Annotated in this window: 10 protein-coding genes and 2 pseudogenes; 9 read left to right on the forward strand and 3 right to left on the reverse strand. The window is 67.3% G+C overall.

The window, feature by feature from the left end; translation table 11 throughout:
• Positions 1-3 precede the first annotated feature (3 nt).
• From LZG04_RS00425 to LZG04_RS00435, 3 genes are read right to left on the reverse strand one after another with little or no spacing between them, the layout of a single operon-like run.
• Entirely contained in the window at positions 4-4,134 is a 4,131-nt protein-coding gene (locus LZG04_RS00425; RefSeq protein WP_233812229.1) for an Eco57I restriction-modification methylase domain-containing protein, read from the reverse strand.
• Positions 4,134-7,016 carry a DEAD/DEAH box helicase gene (locus LZG04_RS00430; protein WP_233812230.1) on the reverse strand — a complete coding sequence of 961 codons (2,883 nt, stop codon included), beginning with the start codon at positions 7,014-7,016 and terminating at the stop codon, positions 4,134-4,136. The genes LZG04_RS00425 and LZG04_RS00430 overlap by 1 nt, the downstream gene beginning before the upstream one ends.
• Before the next feature lie 23 nt (positions 7,017-7,039).
• A complete protein-coding gene (locus LZG04_RS00435; protein WP_233812231.1) occupies positions 7,040-13,237 on the reverse strand; it encodes a protein kinase in 6,198 nt (2,065 codons plus the stop codon).
• Positions 13,238-14,481: 1,244 nt separating this feature from the next.
• Between LZG04_RS00435 and LZG04_RS00440 the strand changes: the two genes are divergently transcribed.
• From LZG04_RS00440 to LZG04_RS00475, 9 genes and pseudogenes are all read left to right on the forward strand, one after another.
• The gene (locus LZG04_RS00440) at positions 14,482-14,724 is read left to right on the forward strand and encodes a hypothetical protein (protein ID WP_233812232.1); all 243 of its coding nucleotides are present in this window, start codon (positions 14,482-14,484) and stop codon (positions 14,722-14,724) included.
• A gap of 16 nt (positions 14,725-14,740) precedes the next feature.
• Positions 14,741-15,394, forward strand: a complete 654-nt coding sequence (locus LZG04_RS00445) for a WXG100 family type VII secretion target (protein ID WP_233812233.1) — start codon at positions 14,741-14,743, stop codon at positions 15,392-15,394.
• An 8-nt stretch (positions 15,395-15,402) separates the two neighbouring features.
• Positions 15,403-15,813 (forward strand): YbaB/EbfC family nucleoid-associated protein, encoded by a 411-nt coding sequence (locus tag LZG04_RS00450; protein WP_233812234.1) that lies wholly within the window; start codon positions 15,403-15,405, stop codon positions 15,811-15,813.
• Between the two features lie 16 nt (positions 15,814-15,829).
• Positions 15,830-16,153, forward strand: a complete 324-nt coding sequence (locus LZG04_RS00455; protein WP_233812235.1) for a hypothetical protein — start codon at positions 15,830-15,832, stop codon at positions 16,151-16,153.
• A gap of 399 nt (positions 16,154-16,552) precedes the next feature.
• A pseudogene (locus tag LZG04_RS00460) lies at positions 16,553-16,776 on the forward strand (IS481 family transposase); the annotation flags it as partial.
• Between the two features lie 313 nt (positions 16,777-17,089).
• Entirely contained in the window at positions 17,090-17,743 is a 654-nt protein-coding gene (locus LZG04_RS42920) for a transposase (RefSeq protein ID WP_374202779.1), read from the forward strand.
• A complete protein-coding gene (locus tag LZG04_RS00465) occupies positions 17,740-18,486 on the forward strand; it encodes a transposase (RefSeq protein WP_233812236.1) in 747 nt (248 codons plus the stop codon). The genes LZG04_RS42920 and LZG04_RS00465 overlap by 4 nt, the downstream gene beginning before the upstream one ends.
• A 6-nt stretch (positions 18,487-18,492) precedes the next feature.
• Positions 18,493-18,786: pseudogene (locus tag LZG04_RS00470) on the forward strand (integrase core domain-containing protein); the annotation flags it as partial.
• A 119-nt stretch (positions 18,787-18,905) separates the two neighbouring features.
• Positions 18,906-22,454, forward strand: coding sequence for a LamG-like jellyroll fold domain-containing protein (locus tag LZG04_RS00475; RefSeq protein WP_233812237.1), 3,549 nt, complete (start codon positions 18,906-18,908; stop codon positions 22,452-22,454).
• The last annotated feature ends 9 nt before the right edge of the window (positions 22,455-22,463 follow it).

Consider the following 22,463-nt stretch of genomic DNA (forward strand, 5'->3'; position numbering starts at 1 on the left):
CGGCTACTCCGTCGGCTGGTCGTCTCGGGCAGGATGACGCGGGCCGTGCCCCGGCGGCGGGGTGAGTGTGGAGGTGTAGTTCTCACCGTCGACGAGCGGGGTGGTGAGGCTGACGCCGGCTGCGGCCATGCGGTCGTATTCGGCGAGGATCAGATCCTTGGTGCGGTAGGTGCCGTACTTCGCTTCGTCCTTGCGCTTGACGATCGGGAAAGTGTCAAGGATGTAGTCGACGTCGTTACGCTCGATCCCGTAGAGGTGGAAGAAAAGCGCATCCAACTCGGCCCGAATGACAACCCGTCGATCTTCATTCCAAACGAAGGGCAACTTGTCGTCACCGAGATCCCTGGCCAGCGGAGACATATCGAAGGCGGTGAAGGAAAGCTCCTTTACTCGCTCTGACACCCACTCTGACTGCCTGTAAAGCATTACAGGAGAAAGGGTAGGCAATTGATTCCAGATGAAAAAATTCATCGCCACGCCGCCAATTTTCTGGCGACTCACGAAATCGAAAACCATTGAAGATTGGCAAGCGACAAGCGCTACAGCCTGCACGGGCACGACTTGCGGAAACATCAATGGAAACTTGTTTCCAACCGCACAGAGTGGGATGATCGATGGCACCGACGTCCGTTCATTGGTGGACGATGTGACATCCCTCCACCCCGTGATCCAGCCGCGATGCCAATTCCTCTCCGCTAGGCGGCTAATGGAACCGCGCTCTATCGCAGCTCGGCCGCCCTTGCCCAACTTGCCTAGCTGGACGTCATCTTCAGGCGCCCAGGTTGCCGGTTGCGCGCAACGAACTGGATCTCGAAGCTCTTCGTCCGTCAAATACTTGGGCTGGTTCTGGCGATTGAGTGCAGTATCACTCTTCACGACATCCGCGGCTCGATGATTGAAGAAGTCGACCATCTTCGCCTCGTACAGCGGGAGCATGCGCTGCGTACGCTTGGTGAAGACGTTCCCGGACAGCTTCCAGCCTTCCTGCTCCAACTCGGCCCGGGTGCGGAAGAACCGTGCATCATGAGACATGTCGAACATCCTCAGGAACGACACATTCCAGGGGTTGCTGCCGCCTTGGCCATGTTCGTCTGGTTCCTTAACGAGGATGGGGACGCGGCGGTAGATGCCGAGGGTGATTTCGGCGTCGCGGCGGGAGCGGAAGATCGGGCACGTACCCGTGTTGGGGTTGAGCAGGGTGATCTCTTCCGGTGACAAGGTAAACGCCTTGTCGGCCTCGTCCAACTCGGCCGGGTCGTGGAGGAAGAACGCGAACTTAGCGGCCGGTTCACGAAGCGCCTGCCCTGCGAGCGAGAGCACGCAGAACTTGAACGAGCGATGAACGTTGGGGAACAGTGGCGCGGCGTTCTCGAAGTCGTACAAGGCCGCGAGCGAGCCGCGCAGCACCAAGTCCTTGAAGAAGTACTGGGTCCTGGCGTCGGTGGCGATCCCGGTCGGCACGATGACACCGGCCCGGCCGTGGTCGCCGGTCAGGATGCGCACGGTCTCCGAGAACACCGCGTAGGTGTTGAGGTTCCCCTTGCCCGTGAGCGGAACGCGGCCCGATCGCCGCAGGAAGTGGCTCTCGGCGTAGACCGCTCGCTTGGCGTCGGCGTAGGCGGTGAACAACGGCAGCGTGTCCGGGTCGTCCCGCAGCGCCGCGATCAGCTTCTTCCGGGAGTCCGCCTTGCCCACGGCGGCGATCTCGGGCGAGCGCTGAGCGAAGAACTCCTGTTCCTTCAGCTCGACACTGTCCCACGGCGGATTGCCGAGGACGCAACTGAAACCGCCCCGCCAGCCGGTCGCGGACGTGTCTTCACCCGCGTCGGCAGCGAAGATTTCCGGGAACTCCAAATGCCAGTGGAAGAACCGGTACTGGTCGCGCAGCCGGCGGATCTCGTCGTGGGTCTCCGGCGACGCGCCCTCGGCCGTCGGGTCCTCCAGCGCTCGGAAAACCTTCTCGGTGACGGCTCGTGGCCGGTCCGCGTCCTTGATCCACATGAACGCGGCGCACCAGGCGTCCGCGAGGTGCAGGGCGTCGACGTACTCCGGCGTTCCCGTCCACGACGTGTACGCCGCAGCCTTCCGCCGCACCTCCTGGAGCTTGCCGGAGGACTTCCCGGTGATTCGCCGGACGCTGGCGGCGAAGGCGGCGTTGGTGACCTTCACCGGGACTTCCTCGATGTCGAAGAGGGTGAGCCGGCCCTCGCGCTCCTCGGCGTTGACCTTCTCCAGCATCTTGGCGAACTTCTTGTCGTCGCCCTCGGTGGCGATGAACGCGCTGTCCGGGACACCTCGCCGCAGCAGCGCCGGTGTGGTGCCTAGCAGGGCGTTGCCGCACTTGATGTGGGCGTCGAGGAAGTCCAGCGGCTTGCCCGGCACGAGGGCTTCCAGCCACAGCGACACCTTCGCCAGCTCGACCGCCATCGGGTTGAGGTCGACGCCGTACACGCAGCGCGTGATGACCTCGTGCAGCGCCTCGCGCACCGCTTCCGTGACAGGCTCCGGGTTGCGCTCGCGTACTGCGGCGACACGCTTGGCGATCCGGCGGGCGGCGGCGACCAGGAAGTGCCCCGAACCGCAGGCGGGGTCACACACCGTCAGCGACAGCAGCTCATCCACGATTGCGTCGGCTGGATCGGCCTGACCAGCGGCTGAAGCCGCCTGCTCGCCCCGCTTGACCGCGTCGTCGATGACCGGGTCCAGGGTGGCGTCGAGCAGGCATTCGATCAACGATGACGGCGTGTAGTAGGAGCCGGTCGTCTTGCGGGTGTTGCCCGCCAGCTCGACCAGCTCGAAAGTGCGGTCCACCGCACTGTGCCGCGGGACGAGTTCCAGCAGTGACTCGTAGATGGACCCGAGTTCCTCGGCGTCCAGGTGCCGGTAGTCCACCGCCCTGACCCTTCGCGAGCCGACGTCGCGCACCTGCGCGAGGTGCCGGACCGCCGTCAGGAGGTATTCGTTCGAGCACGCGAGACCGTCGAGCACCACGTCGGCCGGTGTCGGGTCGAAGATGCCGCCGAGGCCGGGCAGCCCCAGTTCGGGGCGGCCGTCCTCGTCTCCGAGCGCAGCCAGGACGATGCGCAGCGCCTGGTAGAGGTCGTCGTGGGCGGTGCCACGACGTCTTCTCGCGTGAGCGCGCAGCCTCGCCGTGGAGAAGTAGGCGGCGTAGCGTTCCCGGGCCTGCTCGGAGGCCTTCGGCGCGTGCAGCACGCCCCGGTCCTCGGCGACGAAGACGAACAGCAGCCGGTACACCAGCCGCAGCAACCCGTTGTGGAGTGCGGTGACGTCGACGTTCGCACGCAGGTCGGTGTTGGCCGGATGGCGGAGGAAGCCAGTGCCCAACGTCGTGATGGCCTGTTGGACCCCGTCCCGGAGCTGGTCGAGAGCCCGGGTGCCCGACGTGATCGCGTCGAGGCGCCACTTCTCCAGCCAGCACGAGGCGGCCGGAGCGCCCTCCGCCACGGCGAAGCGTGAGACGTGCAGCAGTCGGTACAGCAGCACGAACTCGCTGAACAGCTCGCCGTCGAAGATGGCTTCGAGGTCGAACTCAACGTAGGAGGCCGTGGCCAGCGCGCTGGAGTCCCGCAGCAGCCGCAGTTGCCTGCCGTTGGTGAGCACGCCCCAGAGGTGGGCGTCGCTCCGGTTCAGGCACTCCTGGACCAACGACTGCGGCGGAACCGTGCCCGGACCACCCGGCCGCTTGTCCAATGTGGACTGCCAGGGCGCGAGGTGGATGGGGACCTGGTTCCAGCGGTGGCTGATGGCGAAGGTCTTGCCGCCGTCGTCGGCGGTGATGCCGGAGGCACCGAGAGCGGTCAGCTCACCGAAGCCGAGCTCGGCGAACAGCGGCAACAACCACTCCACGGTCGCCCGGCCGGTCGGATCGGCCGGTGCGTCCTGTTCCGGGGCGGCGGGCAGGTGCTCACGCAGCTCGGTCCAGACGCCCTTGAGGTAGTCCCAGTGGCGCTCCGCGTCGTCACGCACCGACCGCGATCCGAGCACACGGTAGTCGGCGGGCGCGCATCCCCTAACGTCCTTGCCCTCGGAGATCCGCAGGAGCATGTCCGCGGGCAGCAGTCCGCCGATGGTGTCGACGGCGGGGAAGACCTGGTTGCGGGTGACGGCGGACATCAGGCTGCTCCTCCAGTGACCGGCAGGTAGACGTAGGCGCCGAGGACGTCGGCCGGCTTCTGCGCCGTCACCTGCACACCGCGGACGATCTCACCGGAAGCGCTGCGGACCCGGCGGTGCGAGGCGAGCAACTCGGCGGCGAGTTCATCGCCGAAAGAGGCCAAGTGAGCGGTCGTTTCCGGTAGTCCGTCGAGCACCCGGGCCATGGTGCGCTTGCCGAACGCCGGATCGGTGTTCTCGTCGGCCGTTACTTCCAGTAGTTTCCGAGCGTCGTGCGCGGGAAGCCAACGGGCATTCGCCGGGGCGCCCTCGAAGGCGAGCAGACGGGCGTCTTCGGCGACTAACTGCCGTTCCCCCGATCGGGACGGCAGCGTGAGGTGGAACCTGTAGCGGACGATCAGGAGTGTCGTCCTGGTCTGGACGCTCGTCGTCCGGATCACCCCGCACCGACGAGCCGGCCGCGGGCCGGATGCCTTCTCGTCGAAGGCCGAGTTGAGGACGTACCCGGCGAGCGCGCCCACCACCGGATCGGTGCGCACGAGGGCCGCTTCACCCCGGGCGACCGCGGCAGTGGCGCGGAACGCGACCGGCTTGTCCAGGTCACCTCCGACCACCGGGGCGAGCGCGTCCCGCAGCCCCGCTGGCGTGCCGGACACGTCAGCGGTGAAGTCGTCGCCGTCGGGACGGAGCACGGCGTCGAGCGCGCCGAGCGCCTGCCGGACGAAGCCGCGGACCTCGCTCGCGCGGCCCAGCGCGTCCCGGACGGCCGCCACCTCCTTGGCGACCTCTTCCGGCCTGATCGTCCGCTGGGCGAATCGGGACCGGGACGCCTTCTCCCGCTCGGCCGCGGACTGCCACTGCGCCTCGACGGCGGCAGACCGTTCACGCACCGTCTCCATTTCGAACAGACTTGCCTGCTCGGGACGTCGGTCACGCAGCAACAGCCACTCTACGACCGCGTCGGTCACCCCGGACGACATCTCGTCGGGCACCGAGACCGAGATGCCCAGGTCCTTCTTGATCTGCCGGTGCTTCTTGATCAGGACCTCCAGCACCTTGCCGTCGATGCCGTTGTCGCTGCCGTACAGGGTGATGACTCGGACGACGTCGGTCTTCTGGCCGTAGCGGTCGACGCGCCCTTCGCGCTGGTCGTGCCGGGTCGGGTTCCAGGCCAGGTCGTAGTGGACGACGGCGTCGAAGTGGTGTTGGAGGTTCACCCCCTCGGACAGGCAGTCGGTAGCGATCAGGACCCGCTTGGCCCCGGCGGTCTCCCGCGATTGCTCGGCCAGCTCCTCGATCCGCTGGATGCGCTGTTGCGGGGACAGCGTTCCGGTCACCGCGCGGACGAAGGTCTTCTTGCCCAGCGTCTCCGCGAGGTGGTCGGCCACGTACTCGGCGGTCGGGATGTAGCGGCAGAACACGATCGGGTGATAGCCCTTGCTCAGCAATGCCTTCAGGTGCTTGACCAGGGCCGCGAGCTTCCAGTCCTCCTCCGGGCCTTCCAGCGCCGCCGCCCGGTCGGCAAGTTCCCCCAGCCGCACCCCCGGCTCGTCCAGCTCGGCGCCGGGAGCCACGTCGAGCCCTTCCAGCGCGTCGCTGTCAGCGGAGTCCCTGGTCAGGGGTGCGCCGAGCAGATCGGCTTCCTGCGCGGTCGACGCCGTGGCCGCCGCCGAGCGGGTCCGCAACGTCTGCGCCGCGGCACGCGGTGAGGAGACCATGGAGCGCAGCAGCGCGATCGCGGACCACCAGGCGATGCGTGCCTCCCGCTTGCCGCGGTCACCCGCGGCGCTGACCCGTTCCCCGGCGTAGGCGATGGCGTCGTCGAGCAGGGCCCGGTAGGCAGGGGACAGCGAGTAGGTCTCGTCCTTGAACTCGCGGTCCGCCGGGAACGCGGTGTCCTCACGCAGGCTGTCGTCGGCCAGCCCGTCCCGGGTGGAGAGGAACTGTCGCACATCGGCTCGCTTGCGCTGGACGAAGTGGCCCGCCAGCAGGCGTCTTCCCGCGTCGGTGTCGAGTTCCGCCGTGGCCAGCTCCGGCTTGACCAGACCAAGGAGGGCGCGGAACGCGCTCTCCTTGCCGCTGTGCGGTGTCGCCGTCACCAGGAGGAGGTGGCGATCGGGGTCGCCCGCGATCCGTTGGAGGAGCTCGTAGCGGAGCTGGCTCTGCGCCGAGGACGTCTCGTCGGCGGTGACACAGGTATGCGCCTCGTCCACGATGACCAGGTCGGGGCAGTGCTTGACGAAGTCGTCGCGGTGGCGGGTCGACTTGATGAAGTCGGTGGAGACCACCACGTGCGGATGCCGGTCGAACAGCGACTGACCGAGGTCGAGCTTGCGCTCCAGCTTGGACACGGTCGAGGCGAGGACCAGTTCGGCGTCGATGCCGAACTTGGTGCGCAGCTCCTGCTGCCACTGCTCGGCCAGCGCGGGCGAGCACAGCACGGCCAGCTTGCGCGCGCTGCCCTGGGCGAGCAGCTCGCTCGCGATCAGCCCGGCTTCGACGGTCTTGCCGATCCCGACATCATCGGAGATCAGCATGCGCACCGTCTTCTGCCGCAGGGCCATCATCAGCGGCACGAGCTGGTACGCACGGGGCTCGACCGCGATTCCGGCGAGCGAGCGGAAGGGACCCGCACCTGACCGGAAGCCGATCCGCAGGGCGGAGCGCAGCATCCCGGCCGCCAGGTCATCGCCCAGGTCGTCGGGAGAAGGTGGAGGGAACTCGGCGGACCGGACATCCTCGAAAGCCGGGAAGACGGCAGCGACATCGTCGTCCGAGCCACCGAGCGGCCGCAGGACCAACATGTCGTCGGCGCTTTCCGGCAGTACCACCCAGTCACGGCCACGCGCGGAAACGAGCGAGCCAACAGTGTAGTTGCTCATCTATGTGATGTTCTCTTCCGTCGTCAAACGCCCGCAACGCGCCCGAAGTAGCGCTCGCACTCACTTACGATGGCGGACCAGTCACCATCATGGGGGAAACGCACAACATCCCAGCCCGCGTCCTCGAGACGACTCGCGGCCTCCGCGTCGCGCTGCGCGACCTCGGCGTACTGGTGAACGGGTCCGTCGACGAACACGGCCACGTTCACGCCGGGCAACCGGTAGACGTAGTCGGGACGGGCAAGCGCCTCGGCGATGAACGGCTGCGCCTCGTCGGGAAGCCGCAGGCCGTTCTCCTTGAGCCAGGCGATCAGCCGCTTTTCCAGCCCGGTTTCCGATTGCGTCGACAACCGGTCCAACTGCTCGGTGCGGGACTCACCCAGGCCCGTCGTCTCCGCACGAGCCCTGGCAAGTCGCAGGAGCAGCGCGCGCACGGAATGGCGGTCGATCAACCCGTGGCTGCCTTGGTTGCCGTACGTGAGCAGGCACTCATAGCAACCACGTGCGCAGCGCCGGTCCGGGTGCGGGCCACCGAGGTCTGTGCCGTCCGAATCGAAGTGACAGATCTCCAGCGCCCTGGCCGCGGCTCGCCGGAGTGCGTCGGGGTCTGATTGCAGCAGGCGCAGCACGCCCGCACCACCTTCCGCCGCTTCAGTGAACAGGAACCGGTCGCGGGGACCTTCGTCGGGCGGGAGCAATTCGCTGGTCAGTTCCGAGTCCTCCAGCTCGAACTCGGCCTCGATGCCGCGCTCCAGCGCGTACATCAGGGACAGCGCGACCGGCTCGTCAAGCGGGTCCGCGAGCTTGACGACCAGCACGTTGCGGCGGTCCTCGACGTAGGGGATGACTCGCTTCTTGTGACGTTTGTCGTTGCCGTTGCCGTCGACCACCGGTAGCTCGCTGGAATCCCCCGACGCTTCGCCCGCTTCGCGTTCGTTGAGCCAGCGGCCGTCCGCCGGGTCGAGCCAGAAGCCCGGTGGTTCGTCCTCCCGCGCGCGCACCCGGCCAACATTGGTGATCCGCACTGTCGCCGAGTCCCCGTAGCTCACCTTCGCGATCAGGCCGTCGGCATCCGAGACCAGGGCGTCCCTCCGGCCTGGGCGGGCGCCGTGGTCGTGGAAGCGGTAGGACGTCACGAGGCGGAAACCGGCCCGCCGCCGCTCCTCCTCGTCCGAGGAGATCCGTTCACGCTTGCGGGTGTAGACGGTGTGCAACTGCAAGAGGCCGGTCGTGTTCTCCCGCAGCGGCTCGTTACACATCTGGCAGCGGCTGGCCGATTCCCCGACGTCGTGGTGGTAGCCGCATGCACCGCAGCGCTTGGCGCTCGTGGTGACCAGGTCGCCGCTTGCGTCGGGTGTCAGCTGGATACGGGTGACCTGGTAACGGCTCCCTTCGTGGTAGATCAGCGCCCCTGGGCCGAACTCGCGGATGGCCAGGAAACGCGGGCGCTGGAGGTAGTCACCATCGCCGTAGCGGCGACCCGACGCGGGCACGTAGGCGGCGAGGGGCAGACGGGGGAACGAGTAGCCCGGCAAGAACCCTTCGCTGGCGAGGTAGCGGTAGGGGTTGAAGTCCGACAGCACCGACTTGCTGTCGGCGGTGTCGTTCTTGAGCAGGTTGAGCTGGGTCTCCGCCTCACGCCGTCGGGCACTGGCGATGTCGTGGTCGCGTTTGGACAGCGTGTGGTCGAGGACCCGGCGGTTCTGCTCGGCTTGATCGACCAGAGCGGCCTTGAACAGCTGTCGCCACCGGTCGAACGCCGCGTTGAACCGCTCACCGGCGGCACGGACGGTCTCCTCGATCCACTGCGGATGCCACCATGAGGTGTCGGCGAACTCGGATCGCATCTGGCCGAGCACCCGGTGGGCCGCCTCGACCGTGCGCCGTTGTGCCTGCGGTTCACGGCGACCCGCGTCGATGTGGTCGTACAGCCGCAAGGGGGGATCGGGCAGCCGGGTGTCCTCGTGGTAGCCGATGTCGATGATGTCGGGGATGGCCCGCCCCAACTTCAGACCCGACTCCGCCAGCCAGATGGCGTGCACGTGCGAGCGCACCAGGTCCTCGTTGGTCAGGTCCAGCCGGGGCCGGGTGATGATACCGGCGACCATCCGGTCGGACCGGCGGAAGTAGTACTGGTCGTGACTGTTGCCGGTGGCGCAGTACGTGGTGACGAGCGCGGGCTGGCCCGATCGGCCCGCCCGGCCGCTGCGCTGCGCGTAGTTGGCGGGAGTCGGCGGGACGTTGCGCAGCATCACCGCGTTCAGCTCGGAGATGTCGACGCCGAGTTCCATCGTCGGCGAGCAGTAGAGCAGCTTCAGGTCGCCGCTGCGGAACGCCTCCTCCCGCTGCTCGCGGGTTTCCGGGTCGACCTGCGCGGTGTGCTCCCGGGCGGACAGACCGCTGAGCGCGCTGCCGGCCTCCCGGTAGAGGTCGCGGAAGAACGTGTTGACCCGAGGACCGTCCCCGCTGGCATAGGTGCGGGTCAGCGGGTCGTGAGAACCGGTCTCGCCGGTGCCGGCCTGCCACACCAGGGTCCGCGCCGCAACGCGGTAACCGGTGGCGTCCGAGCCCGAGCTCCGTCGGAACCGCCCGGAACGTTGGGGAGCGACCTCGACCCGGTCGACGAGCCCGGCTTCGGCGAGCAGCTCCAGCAGTTGCTCGATCACCGTCGCGGCGTCGTCGGTCGACAGGCCCTTGAAGTGCTCGCGACGGAGGTACTTGCCGAACTTCCCGCGACCGGACACGAACAAGCTCGACCGGCTCATCCCTGGGCGGGAACTGCCCGGGAAGGCCGTTCCCACCTGCGGTTGGTCGCTGGTCGACAGCACCCAGGGGTCGACGAGGCGCTCCTCGCTGGCGCGCTGGAGGGAGTCGAAGTCCTCGCGGAAGTACTGCACGTCGATGGCGAGGTTGCGGCGCAGGTGGTCGAGCAGGGTCCGGAGGATCTCCGCCCGGCGGTCCGGCTCGGTGTCACGGATGCTCGGGTGAGTGTCGACCCACTGCTCGTCCGAGCCGGTGAGCCAGTCGAGGCCCTCGTACCGGATCTCGAGCAGGCCGGTCTGTTCCAGGTTCGGCATGGTGACCCGCCAGCCGCGCTGGAGATCGAGGTAGAGCCGGAAGGCGATGACGTCCTGCAACGTCTTGGCGGCACGGCTGCGCAACGCCGGAGCGAGCTTGTCGGCGCCTTTCGCGTAGTCGGCGGGAACGAGTCCCAGCGCACCAGCGACCCGCGACGCCAGCTCCTCGTGTCGGATGCCCTCCTTCCCCGCAGCCACGACCGCGCGGTACAGCGCACTGCGCAGCTGCGTGATCTGCACGAAGTCGTTGAAGTGACCGGCTTGCAGCGACGCGTCCTGACGATTGTCGACGAAGGTCAACAGCTTGCGCGCCTTCTTGCTGAGCGCTTCCTCCGGAACAGCCTTGAGCGAGCGCACGATCGACGCGGACACCAGCGACGTGGCCGACGATCGCCCCTCCTGGTCCAAAGTGGCCAACTTGGCAAAATCCTTACCGCGGGTCTGCTCGTAGCTGACCGAGCAGTGCAGGCAGAACAGGAACGGCGCCGGGATGAACGCGACGGCGAGCCCACCCGCCACCTCGTCGCCGTAAGGATCGACGCTGACGGCGACCGGGAGCCGGGGCCGATACGACTCGCGCACGCGTTCGTCGCCGTGTTCGCCGGTTTCGAGCCAGGACTCGGGCAGCCGACGACCGTCGATCGCCTCTTCCGTGGTGTTGGGCCAGGGCTTGTCCGCATCGAGGTAGAGGTAGCCGTCGCCCGCGCGTCCACCGGTCGCCGCGGTGTCCCGCCTGGGTTCGTAGCGGACGACGCCGTCCTTGACGGTCCGCCACACGGTCAGGTACTCCTGGCCACACTCACGGCAGAAAGCAAGCGGCAGCAGAATCTTGCCATCCGAGCCGGGCAAAACGCGCTGGTAATCGCGAGTCAGGTGGCGTGACGCCTTGTCTTCGAGCGTGACGTAGACAGTGTCGCCCTTAGACAAGAATTGGTGCAGCCGAAACGCGAACAGTGGACGGTCGGTGACGGGATGCCGTGCTTCCGAGCCTGCTTTGAGGGTGCTCTGGATCGCTTCCTTGCAGGCACGCACGGTGAGCCCACCGGCTTCAGCGAGCTCACGGGCAGCATCCTCGATCTTGGCGGGCTTCTGCCGGACCAGCCGCCCGGTGGCGTCCGTTCGCAGTCCGAAGCGCGTTTCGATCCAACAAGCGAGGGGATCGGTCACGAGGTCCGCGTACGCACGTGGCGGCCCGCCCGCCTGGAGTCGTTCCACCGGCACGGTGCCGTCTCCGGCGTCGGTGGCGCGCACGAGCGTCTCTCCGATGACATTATCCGGACGCACTTCGTCGCCGAAGAGCATCGTGGCCACCTCGGCGACCACGTTCCGCTGGTCTTCGAACGTGTCCTCGCTGGACATGGTGGCGGAGGTGCCGATGCACTGCAGCCGGTCGGCTTCGCAGGCGTCGCGAACCCGGCGAATCAGCAGCGCGACGTCAGCGCCCTGCCGGCCACGGTAGGTGTGCAACTCGTCGAAGACCAGGAACCGCAGCCCCTTCGCCATTTTGATCAGGGATTTCCGGTCGTCCGGCCGGGTTAGCATCAACTCCAGCATGACGTAGTTGGTCAGCAGGATGTCCGGAGGGTTGTCGCGGATCTCTTTGCGGCGTTCGTCGGTCTCCTGGCCGGTGTAGCGCGCGTAGGTGACCGGCTCGTGACCTTTGCCGTAGCCGTCGAGAAGGAACTTGTCGAGCTCCTTGAGCTGGCTGTTGGCCAGGGCGTTCATCGGGTAGACGATGATCGCGCGGACCCGCTTGCGCGCGGAGCGCCCCTCCTCGGCTCGTTCCTTGAGCACTCGGTCGACGATCGGGATGATGTAGGAGAGGGACTTGCCGGAGCCGGTTCCCGTGGTCAGCACGTAGGACTCGCCCGCCGCCGCGACGTCGATCGCCTCACGTTGGTGACGGTGCAGGGTCAGGGGACGGCCGTCGCACACGGTGCCGCCCTCGGTCTTGCCGGTCTGGAAGATCCGCGCGCATTCGCTGTGCAGCACCCCACCGCCGGCCAGTTCGAGCATCGTGCCACCGGAAGCGAAGAACGGGTTCAACGACAACCAGGGATCGGGCCACTGGGACTTGCTGTCCATATCCTGCCGGACGAACTCGGCGATCTCTTCGTCACGGATGATCGTCCCGCCCTCGGTGAACGCCCGATAGTCGGCGATGAGCTTTTCGTGCACCGTGAAGACGTCCATCCCGGATGTCGACGCCGGCGCACCGAAGGCGGTCACCGGGTCCTCCCGCCCCGCTTCGCGCCTCGCCGCGACCCAAGCGACCGGGTCGAGTGAGTCCCAGCCCGGAACCCCCTCGCCCACCACCGCGAGCGGCAGTAACATCTCCCGCACGGCGACGGCGTCGGCCGGGCGACTGGCCGGGCTCTTCGCCAACAACTTCTCGATCAGCAGCGCCATTGCCTCCGGCGTGTCCGAGCGCAGGAGCTTTATCGACGGAGGTGCTTGCTTCAGGTGCTTCTCGCCGAGCTCGTGCGCTGACTCGCGGTGAAACGGCGGAACACCGCTCAGCAGCTCGAACAGAACGCAGCCCAGCGCGTAGAGATCGGCGGCCTGGGTGACTGAGGCGGCCTCGAACTGCTCGGGTGCCATATAGCGGGCGGTGCCGACCGTGACACCGCTGCTGGTCAGCTTCGCACCCTCGGCGTCATCGATGATCCGGCCCATGCCGAAATCGAGGACCTTCACCCCGCCGCCCTGGACGAGCATGACGTTTGCCGGCTTCAAATCGCGGTGAACGACATTCTCCGCGTGCGCCGCCGAGAGCCCGTCGGCCATCTGCGCGCCGATTGCCGCAACCCAAGGGATCGGCAACTGTGGATGCTCGGCGATGAGGTCGCGGAGAGTGCGCCCGTCCAACAGTTCCATCGCCAGATAGGGCAAGCGGTCGACGCCGCCTGCCACCAGGCGCGGGATGTTGGGGTGATCGAGCCTGCGCATGATCCGGACTTCGCGCTCGAACCGTAGAATTGCTTTCTCGTCGAAGTCGGGGTCGAGCAGAGTGCCCGACAGGCCGCGCAGGATGAGCTTCACGGCGACGGCGTCTCGGCCCGCGCTCGCCAAGTCTTCGGCGCGGTACACCTCGCCCATGTTGCCCTTGCCGATCGCAGCTGTCAGCCGGAACCGGCCAGCCACGACCTTCGTCCTCGACGTCACCTTCCTACCCTCCCATGCCCGCCGGCTGTGAATACGGCGCACACGCTCCACATCGTCGAGGTGCTCCCGCCCGTAACAAGGGTACACGGGAGTCATGCTGCGTGTACCCTTTAATCTGTTGGCGATGTCAACAGAGAACCTTATAGCGACCTGCACGCACACGGCGACGACGAAGCGATCCGCCACGCGAGCGCTACTCTGTCGCGACGGCAGGTCGGGTGTGGGGAACAACCCGTTCGTCGCAACGCCATAGGACGGCACCCCCGCGGTCACCGGCGTCGGGGTGCCGGCGACTTACAGGGGTCGGCTGGTTGATCGAGCACCTCAGCCGTTGCAGGACATGCTGAACGACCTCGCCAGGAAGGTTCCGGAGATCCGTGCCGACGCGCAGGCCTGGCAAAACATCGGCGGAGGCGTGGAACGAGCCGCCGGACAGTTGGAGACGACGTCCCGGGAACACGCGGCCGGGTGGATCGGCGCTGCCGGTGACATGTGCCGGGTGCGAGCGACCAACCGCGCTCACGCCCGACTCCGCGAACCAGGTTAGGGTTGGCTCTCACACCAGCTAGTGCTGGAGAAAATCCGGAGAGTTCATGTGCGTCGAACGGCGCTATGCTGCTCTGAACGACGGTGAATGGAACCGCGATGACCAGCGGTTTTGTAATCGTTGCAGCGTGAAGGGCGTTTTGCTCGCCACACTGGCAGTGTGAGGGTCAGGGGTTCGAGTCCCCTCAGCTCCACAACTTGATACAGTATACGAATCGCCCGCTGACCTGCGGTAATGCAGGTTGCGGGCGATCTTGTTTTTTCTCCACTGTGGACTGCAGTGGCCGAGCTGGAGCAAATTTGGAGCAGGCGGTCGGTCCGCACGAAATGTTGTCAGCTGTGTGCTCCAGCTCTCACTAACCCGGCTGGGTGGATCTGCCTGGAACCCTTTCGGTCGCCGTGGCCGCCGTCATGTTCGGCACCGGTGTGACTCCTTAGCGGCTTCGCTGTCGTGTGATGGACACGGGCGCCCGTTTGTTCGTTTTCAGTAGCTGCGGTAGTGGGTGCTGCTACATTGCGACACAAGGCGGTAGCAGGGGGTGACGAAGATGGGGACTCCTGGTCGGGGCTATGCGCTCGATCCGGGCGAGTTCGACCAGTTGAAGGCCAGTCTCAGAGCGGCTGGGGAGGCGTTGGGGTTACAGGACTTCCGAGCCAAGGCAAGCCTCGAGGGCAGCATGACGGTGCAGTCCGTGAGCCCGCACGAGAACGTCGAGGAGACCGTTGACGAGGTGATCCTGGCGTTGACGAAGTTCGTCGACCAGGACTACGCCCGGACAAGTCAGGCCGTGCAGGACTTCATCAACCGGGTCCACACCACGATCGAGACGGCGATCGACGGCGTCCATCGGACGCAGCAGGAGTACGTGGGAGCCGAGAAGCTCATCGGCGAAGGGCTGCGCGGGATCTACCCGGAATGACCAGAGGGAGGCGCACGTGGGCTTTCTGCAGACCGTGATCACGGACTCGTTGCTGTCGGACGCGGGGGAGATCGACGGGTTCGCGGCCCGGCACGCTCCGGGTCTGCCGTCCATCCAAGCCACCTTGAGGGTGATCAGGGACATCGACCCGGAGTCGTTCCGCCGGATCGGGCGAGACGTGTGGGGCGCCGGGCAGTCAGACGGGGCGGATCAACTCGGCAAAGCGATCGACGGCTGCGTCAAGGGCTTGGAGACGGCGGCCAACCAGGCTTCGGCATGGACCGGTGAAGCGAGCAACGCCTACACCGAGCGCATCAACCGAATGAAGCAGGCGCTGGGTGAGATGCGCAAGCCCGCTCACGACGTCGGTCAGGCACTGGTCGACCTCGCCGACGGCTTCGAGTTCAAGGCCTCGGACATGTGGAACAACATCTGGAGTGCCATCGGGTTCGTGGTCGGGATCATCGGTGTCATCGCGGGCATCATCGTCGGTCTGACCGGGATCGGCGCCGTCGTGGGACTGATCCTGGGGATCCTCGGCGTCCTGGTGGGCTTGGCCGCGTGGTGGCATTCGCAGAAATTCAAGGCCGACGAGCAGATCGCCAAGTGCGCCGAGGCGTCCGCGGACGCCGCCAAGGCGATGGAGTCACTGGGCAAGCTCCAGCCCTAGGAGGGGACGTGGACCCGCAGGAGATGGTCGCGCAGGCGCAGGAACGTTTCGCCAAGATCAGGCGCGATCCGGAGAAAGCGCTGTTCAGCCAGTACAAGGGTGTGTCACCCAGCGGTGCGGTCACGGTGTGGGTCGACATGATGGGCAAGCTCGTCCGCGTGCACATCGCCCCCAACACCCTTTATGAAGGTGGAGAGCCCTGGCTGACCGAGGAGCTCATGGCGGCGCACGAGGCGGCCAAGCGGGCTGCCGAGGTGCTCGACTTCACCATGGCCGACCTCGCGCGTGAACTCGACGACGCGCTGGCGTTGAAGCAGCACGTCACTGCTGCTCCCGAGCCGCCGCCGGTTGACCGGCGCCGCACCGCACCTCGCCCTGATGACGATGAGTGGTTCGAGAACCGGAGTCACCTGCGCTGACATGTCACGACCACTCATGAACGACCGCGGCCTCGCGGTGGCGTGCGCCCTGGTCTTCGCAATCCTTCTTGGGGTCGCGGCACTCGGCTTCGCTCAGATCGCGTCGACCTACCAGTGGTGCGAGAGCGATGCAGCAAGGCAACTGGCGTCGGCCCAGGCAGTGGCCGAGCTGCGTCTCGACGCAACACCGGCCGTTGTTTGCCGAAGCGGTGAGGTGACCGTGGAGCTGCCGATCACACCGGCTGTCGCCAGCGTGCTGTTCGCCGTGGTCGGCATGGCGCTCAGCCTCGTCACGGTCGTCATCACCGCGCGGCGTGCCCGTGCTGCCCAACGGCGTTGAAAGCGGGAACAGCTGCTTCGGCGGTCCACTGAGGAAGCCGGCTGGTGGAGGTGCGCTGATCGACGCCCGTGACAAGACTCCTGCCACGGGCGTCGCAGCTCGCCAGTCCTCACTGATGCATGGACGTAACTTCGGGAGCAGGCACCACCGCCATCCAGCAGACCAGGTAGATGTCTTCCAGATTCGCAGGCGGCAGCGGGACTGGTGGTTCGGGAATGCTGAGCCCGTAGTCGTCTGCCACTGCGACGATGCGTTCGACGGTTTCCCGCGGTGTGCCGTGATCGGCATGGCTGAGCGCACTGCGGACGGCTCGCTGAACCCGATTTGTGTACGGGGCCTTGAGCCTTGACGCTAGGTCGTCCTGCCGCTCAGCGAGGAACCCGCCGTGCTGCTCGACGTCACGGCAGGGACAGCGACCAGGCCAAACAGGTCGAACGCGCCAAGAATGCCGGTACCGGCCGCAGCTACACCTACCTGCACTCCGCGGTCGACGGGTTCTCCGCCTGGCCTACACCGAGGCACTGCCCGACGAGAAGGCAGTCACCGCGATCGCATTCCTGCACCGGGCCAGGGCGTTTCTCGCCGCACACGGCATCGGCCACATCCACCGCGTCGTTACCGACATTCAAGCTTGGTGTGTGTTCCCGGAGGCTGGTGCGGCGCGGCCGGTCGCATGAGAATCCGGAGCTCCGGCGCCCGCTCACCACCGCTACGTGACCGACTGGGGTGTTCACCCCTTGCCTGTTGACCGTTGGGGTGAGCGGGGCCTTCGCCGAGTGGTGCGCGTCCTGTTGGGAACCCGGTGACCAGCGGTTCGGGTAACGCCCGAGCCGTGTGGATCCCTGTTGGTGAATGTCCGGTACGGGCGCCGGCCCTGGTGATGGCCTTGCGTGCCGGATCGTGTTCGCCGAGCGGAAGGGAGCCACCTCGTTGGAGATGCGGTTGGGCATCGATGTCGCCTGCCGGGCCGCCCACCAGGCCAGTCTGGCCGATACGACGGGCCGATACCTGTGGTCGGGGCGCAGGTTCCGCACCACCGTCGAGGACCTGGAGCGGTTGCGGGCCATGCTGCCCGAGGGCACCGAGCCGTCGTCGGTCACGGTGGTCATGGAACCGACGCGCAATGCGTGGGTGCCGTTGGCGGCCTGGTTCCGTCGCCGGGGAGCGGTCGTCGTGCTGGTGCCGCCTGAGCAGTCGGCCGACCTGCCGGACCTACTACGCCAGGCACACCAAGTCCGACCGGCTGGACTCCCAGGATCCTGGCCCGCGTCCCGCTGCTGCACCCGGAGGGCCTGCACACCGCGACCGGACTCGGCCCCGGCGACGCGCTGTGCCGGGCGGTCAAACTGCGCTCCAACCTGGTCAAACGCCGCACGAGCATTCTTGCCAGGCTCGACGCCCTGCTGGAACTGCTCGGGCCGGGCTGGCACGCCGCGCTGGGCGCCGACCTGGCCAACAAGACCCCGCTGCGGTTTCTGGCGCACTACGCCGACCCGCACCAGGTCATCCGCCTGGGCAGGGCACGCCTGGGTCGGTTCCTGGCCCGCCACTCCCGCGGCAGCTGGGGCGAGGACAAGGCGGACCAGGTGATCACCGCGGCGCGAGAGACCCTCCGGTTGTGGTCCGAGGAGCTGGACTACCCGGAACTGGCCGACGACATCGCGATCGAGGCGCGACTGGCACTGCGGCTGACCGAAGAGATCAAAGAACTCGAGGACCGCATCGCCGCGCTGCTGACCAAGGCCGACCCCGACGGGATCCTGCGCTCGGTCCCCGGCGTCGGCCCGGTCCTGGCCGCACAGATCCTGGGACGCCTCGGCGACCCGCACCGGTTCACCTCGCTGGCCGCGATCCGCTCCTTCAGCGGCCTGGTCCCCAAACTGGACTCCTCCGGCCAGAGCGCACGACACGGCGGCCCCACCAAATCCGGTGACGCATGCCTGCGCGAAGCACTGTTCATGGCCGCCGACCAAGCCCGCCGCAGCGACCCCTCGCTCGCGGCGAAATACCACCGCCTGATGACCGAGGCCGGCAAACACCACAACTCGGCCCTTTGCCACGTCGCGACCACACTGCTCACCCGCATCGCCGCCTGCCTGCGCCGCGGCAAGCACTACCACCTCACAGACACCGACGGCACACCGGTGACCCCGCAACAAGCCCGGCACATCATCGCCCAGCGCTACACCATCTCCGCCGAACTCCGCACCGCACGTCGCACAACACACCCCGCACCAGGGACGGGCCGACGAAACAAGGAGTCGCAACGCGCTCCATCGACCGGCCCGTCCACCCCCACCCTACGGGCGCGCCAACCACTTGACATCCGTTAGGAACTCAACGGCTCCTGCCACCGCGCCCACGACTTCGCCAAGGCGCTGCTCGCAGTCCGCGACCAGCGCATCAGGGCCTACACCCCACGCCACAACGGCAAGGTCGAGCGCTACCAGCGCATCCTGGGCGAGGAATTCCTCTACGCCCACGCCTGGACCAGCGAACAACACCGCGCCGACGCCCTGACGGTCTGGAACGTGCACTACAACTACCATCGCCCCCACACCGCCGCCGGAAACCGACCACCAGCCACCCGGCTCCACACCGGCGTCACCAACGTCATGGCCTCATACAGCTAGCAGCACGCGTGGTGACGATCGTGGCTGGTAGGAGGGCTGTTCGGGTGAGGTGCTGATCACAGGGATGATCGTCGGTCATTGAGCCGTTCGGCTGCTGTGCCGAGGTTGGTTGAACCGTCATGATTCCTCCTCGGGTCGGGGGACTCAGCACAGATCGCGCGGGGAGCGCGAGCCGGGGGGCATCTTTTATGAGTTCGCGCGTGCACGCGCGGGGTTCGACTCTGCGCACTTTTGGTCTGGCGCTCGTCCTCGCGGTCGTGGCCGGTGTTGTGGCGGTGCCGCCTGGGGCAGTGGCTCAGCCGGAAGTCACGGGGGCGGAGGTGCCGAGGTCCGCACCGGATGAGGCGACTGCTGCCCGGTATGCAGCTCAGAGCGGGGAGTCGGTGGTGGTGGAGTCGGCCACCACGGAGACCGACGAGGTGCGGGCGAACCCGGACGGCACGATGACGTTCACGCAGCACGTGCAGCCGGTGCGGGTGCGGCGGGGTGACGGGTGGGTGCCGGTCGACCTGACGTTGGAGCGCAGGGCGGACGGTTCGTTCGCGCCGAAGGCGTCCACGGTGGAGGTCGCGTTCTCGCCGGGCGGCACGGCTGCCGAGGCGCGTCCGCTGGCCAAGGTCGCGCAGGGCGGTCATGAGGTCGGTTTGCGGTGGGACGGCGAGTTGCCCGAGCCGGTGGTGGACGGGGCGACGCTGACCTACCCGAACGTGCTGCCGGACGTCGACTTGCGGGTCGAGGCGCACCTGGAGGGTTTCAGCGAGCTGTTGGTGATCAAGACGCCGGAGGCGGGGCGTAACCCGGCCCTGGACACGGTCACGTTCCCGACGCACGCGGAGGACGTGCGGGTGGAGCACGGTTCGGTCCCTGGGGCAGGCGACCTGGTGGTGAGGGACGGTGCGGGCAAGCCGGTGTTCGTCGGTGACGCGTCGCAGATGTGGGATTCCTCCGGTGACGGGCCGCGTGAGCATGTGGGTGAGTCGGTGCCGGGTGATCGGCAGGCCGCGATGGAGGTCGAGGTCACGCCCGAGGCTTTGGCGATCACGCCGGACCAGGGATTCCTCGACGATCCGGCGACGACGTATCCCGTGGTGCTCGACCCGAGCTACAGCTGTGGCAACTGCGGCAAGGTGCACCACGCCGTAGTGCAGGAGGAGTGGCCGAATGCCAGGAACTTCGATGCCACCGGCGGTGCGTTGAGCGATCTGAAGGTCGGCTTCGTCAATCCCTGGACGCTGGGCAGCGGTGCCACGAAGAACTCGAGGTCCCGGTCCTACCTGCAGATGAACACCGAGCCTCTCATCGGCAAGTACATCCACACCGCCGCCCTGCACGCGAGAGTGATCAACACGTACTCGTGCGCGCCTTCGGCGACCGAGCTGCGGTTGGCCGGCTGGATCGACGCCAACACGACGTGGAACAACCAGACCAGCTGGGGCGAGTTCCAGTCGAGCACCAATGTACGCAACAACCCGGGGAACTGCCCCACGGACGGCAACGTGGATTTCGAGGCGGTCGGTGCCATCCGGGCCGCGGCGTCCGGTTCGTGGGCATGGACGACGTTCGTGCTGAAGGCGGTGAACGAGAACGACCTCGACGCCTCCTGGCGGCGGTTCGACCTCAACCCGTACCTGGTGGTGAAGTACAACAGTTACCCGAACACCCCGACCGACCTGGGCATGGAGGGGTCGACGCCGGACCATGCGATGCCCTGCGCCACGGGGGCTGCCCGGCCGTCGGTTGCCACCTTCACACCCCGCCTGCGCGCACGGGTGAGCGATCCGGACGCCAGCAACGTGTATGGCGAGTACCGGCTGCTCACCGGTGTAGGACCGGGTGCGGTGTGGGATGGGCGGTTGTTCGGTGGCACGGAGGTCGGCTCGGGTGCCTACAGCGAGTGGACGTTGCCACCGGGCATCCTTGCCGAAGGCGCTGTGTACACGTGGCAGGTCGTGAGCCATGACGGTCAGCTGACCAGTCCCTCGTCGGCGGCCTGCGAGTTCGAAGTGGACACCACGCCGCCGAACGCGCCCGCGGTCTCGTCTGTCGACTACCCGGGTTCGGGCTTCAACCACGGCAGTGTGGGAAAGACCGGCACGTTCACGTTCACTCCCGTTCTCCCAGCGGACGGGAGGACGGACGTCCGCAAGTACGGGTGGTCGTTGAACAACGACACGGCCATGACGAACGTTGTCGACGTCACCTCGGCCGACGGGTCGGTGACGGTGCCGATCACGCCGACGCTGGTCGGTACGAACGTGCTGCACGTCCGTGCGTTCGACCGCGCGAACAACCCGTCGCCGCAGAACACGAGTTACACGTTCCACGTCGCCGGGAAGGCACTGCCCAAGGCGGTATGGGCGTTCGACGAGACGTCGGGCACGGTTGCGGCCGACAGCAGCGGAGGGAATCGTCCGCTCGCGTTGTCCGGTGCCGCGTCGTTCGCTGCGGGGTACGACGGCAACGCGTTGACGCTCAACGGTGGCTTCGCCGCGTCGGCCTCCACGGTGGTGGACACGTCGCGGGCGTTCTCGGTGTCCGCGTGGGCGAAGCTGAACAGCAAGGGTTCCTACGCCACGCTGGTCAGCCAGGACGGCAACCGAGCGAGCTCGTTCTACCTGCAGTACGCCGTCAACGCGGACCGCTGGGCGATCACCACGCCGAGCGACGACGCGGACGGACCGGCGTCGTACGCGAGGGTGACGTCGGCCGCTCCGCCTCAGGTCGGTGTGTGGACGCACCTGCTCGCGACCTACGAGCCGAACAGCAAGGCGTTGACGCTGTACGTCGATGGCAAGCCGGAGGGCACGACGACCGCGCAGCTGTGGAACCCGAGTGGCAGTCTCGTGGTCGGTCGGGCGAAGTCCGCGGGTGAGGCGTCGAACCACTTCCCGGGTGCGATCGACTCGGTGCGGGTGTGGGACCGGGTGGTGACGGCCGAGGACGCGGCGGAGGACGCGAACCGGGCGGTGCTGCGGGCCCGACTCGGGTTGGACGAGCGGACCGGGACCACCACGCGGGAGTCGGTGTCCGGTCAGCAGGCCACGATCAGCGGGGGTGCGACCTGGGCGGGCACGCCGGACGACCCGGACGACCCGGACCGGCCGCGCACCGGCGAGGACGAGTGGTTGCAGTTCGACACGTCCGGCTCGGGTCAGGTCACCGCTTCCCGGCCGGTGAACCTGCGCACGGACCGGTCGTACACGGTGTCGGCGTGGGTGCGGTTGGACAACGACCAGGCCGCGCGTGCGGCGGTCAGCCTGGGCGACGCGCAGTACTCGCCGTTCATGCTCCAGTACCGCCCGGAGAACCGGCAGTGGGCGTTCCTCATGACGCAGGGCCCGGCCACCTCGATGTGGTGGGTCGCCCTGTCGGACAACGCGATCGTCACGGGTCAGTGGGTGCACCTGACGGGCACGTATGACGCGGTGAGCGGTCGGATCGCGTTGTACGTCAACGGCGACAGGCAGACCGTCAACTTCTCCGGCACGACCGACGGCAGCGGCGTCACGGGGTGGAACGGCTCCGGTCCGCTGTGGCTCGGCCGTGGCCTTTGGGGCTCGCAGAAAGCGGACGTGTGGCAGGGCGCAGTGGACGACGCCCGCGTCTACTCCGGTGTTCTCACCAGCGAGCAGATCCGCAGTGTGTACGAGTCCACCAGGCACTTCTGAGCCACCGGT

Origin of the sequence: Saccharothrix sp. S26, assembly GCF_021390395.1 — a bacterium.
GTDB lineage: Bacteria > Actinomycetota > Actinomycetes > Mycobacteriales > Pseudonocardiaceae > Actinosynnema.

Coding starts and splice junctions, on each gene's coding strand:
- LZG04_RS00425 (WP_233812229.1), bottom strand. CDS start 4,134: ATGTCCGCCGTCACCCGCAACCAGGTCTTCCCCGCCGTCGACACCATC.
- LZG04_RS00430 (WP_233812230.1), bottom strand. CDS start 7,016: ATGAGCAACTACACTGTTGGCTCGCTCGTTTCCGCGCGTGGCCGTGAC.
- LZG04_RS00440 (WP_233812232.1), top strand. CDS start 14,482: ATGACGGTGCAGTCCGTGAGCCCGCACGAGAACGTCGAGGAGACCGTT.
- LZG04_RS00455 (WP_233812235.1), top strand. CDS start 15,830: ATGAACGACCGCGGCCTCGCGGTGGCGTGCGCCCTGGTCTTCGCAATC.
- LZG04_RS42920 (WP_374202779.1), top strand. CDS start 17,090: ATGCGGTTGGGCATCGATGTCGCCTGCCGGGCCGCCCACCAGGCCAGT.
- LZG04_RS00475 (WP_233812237.1), top strand. CDS start 18,906: ATGATTCCTCCTCGGGTCGGGGGACTCAGCACAGATCGCGCGGGGAGC.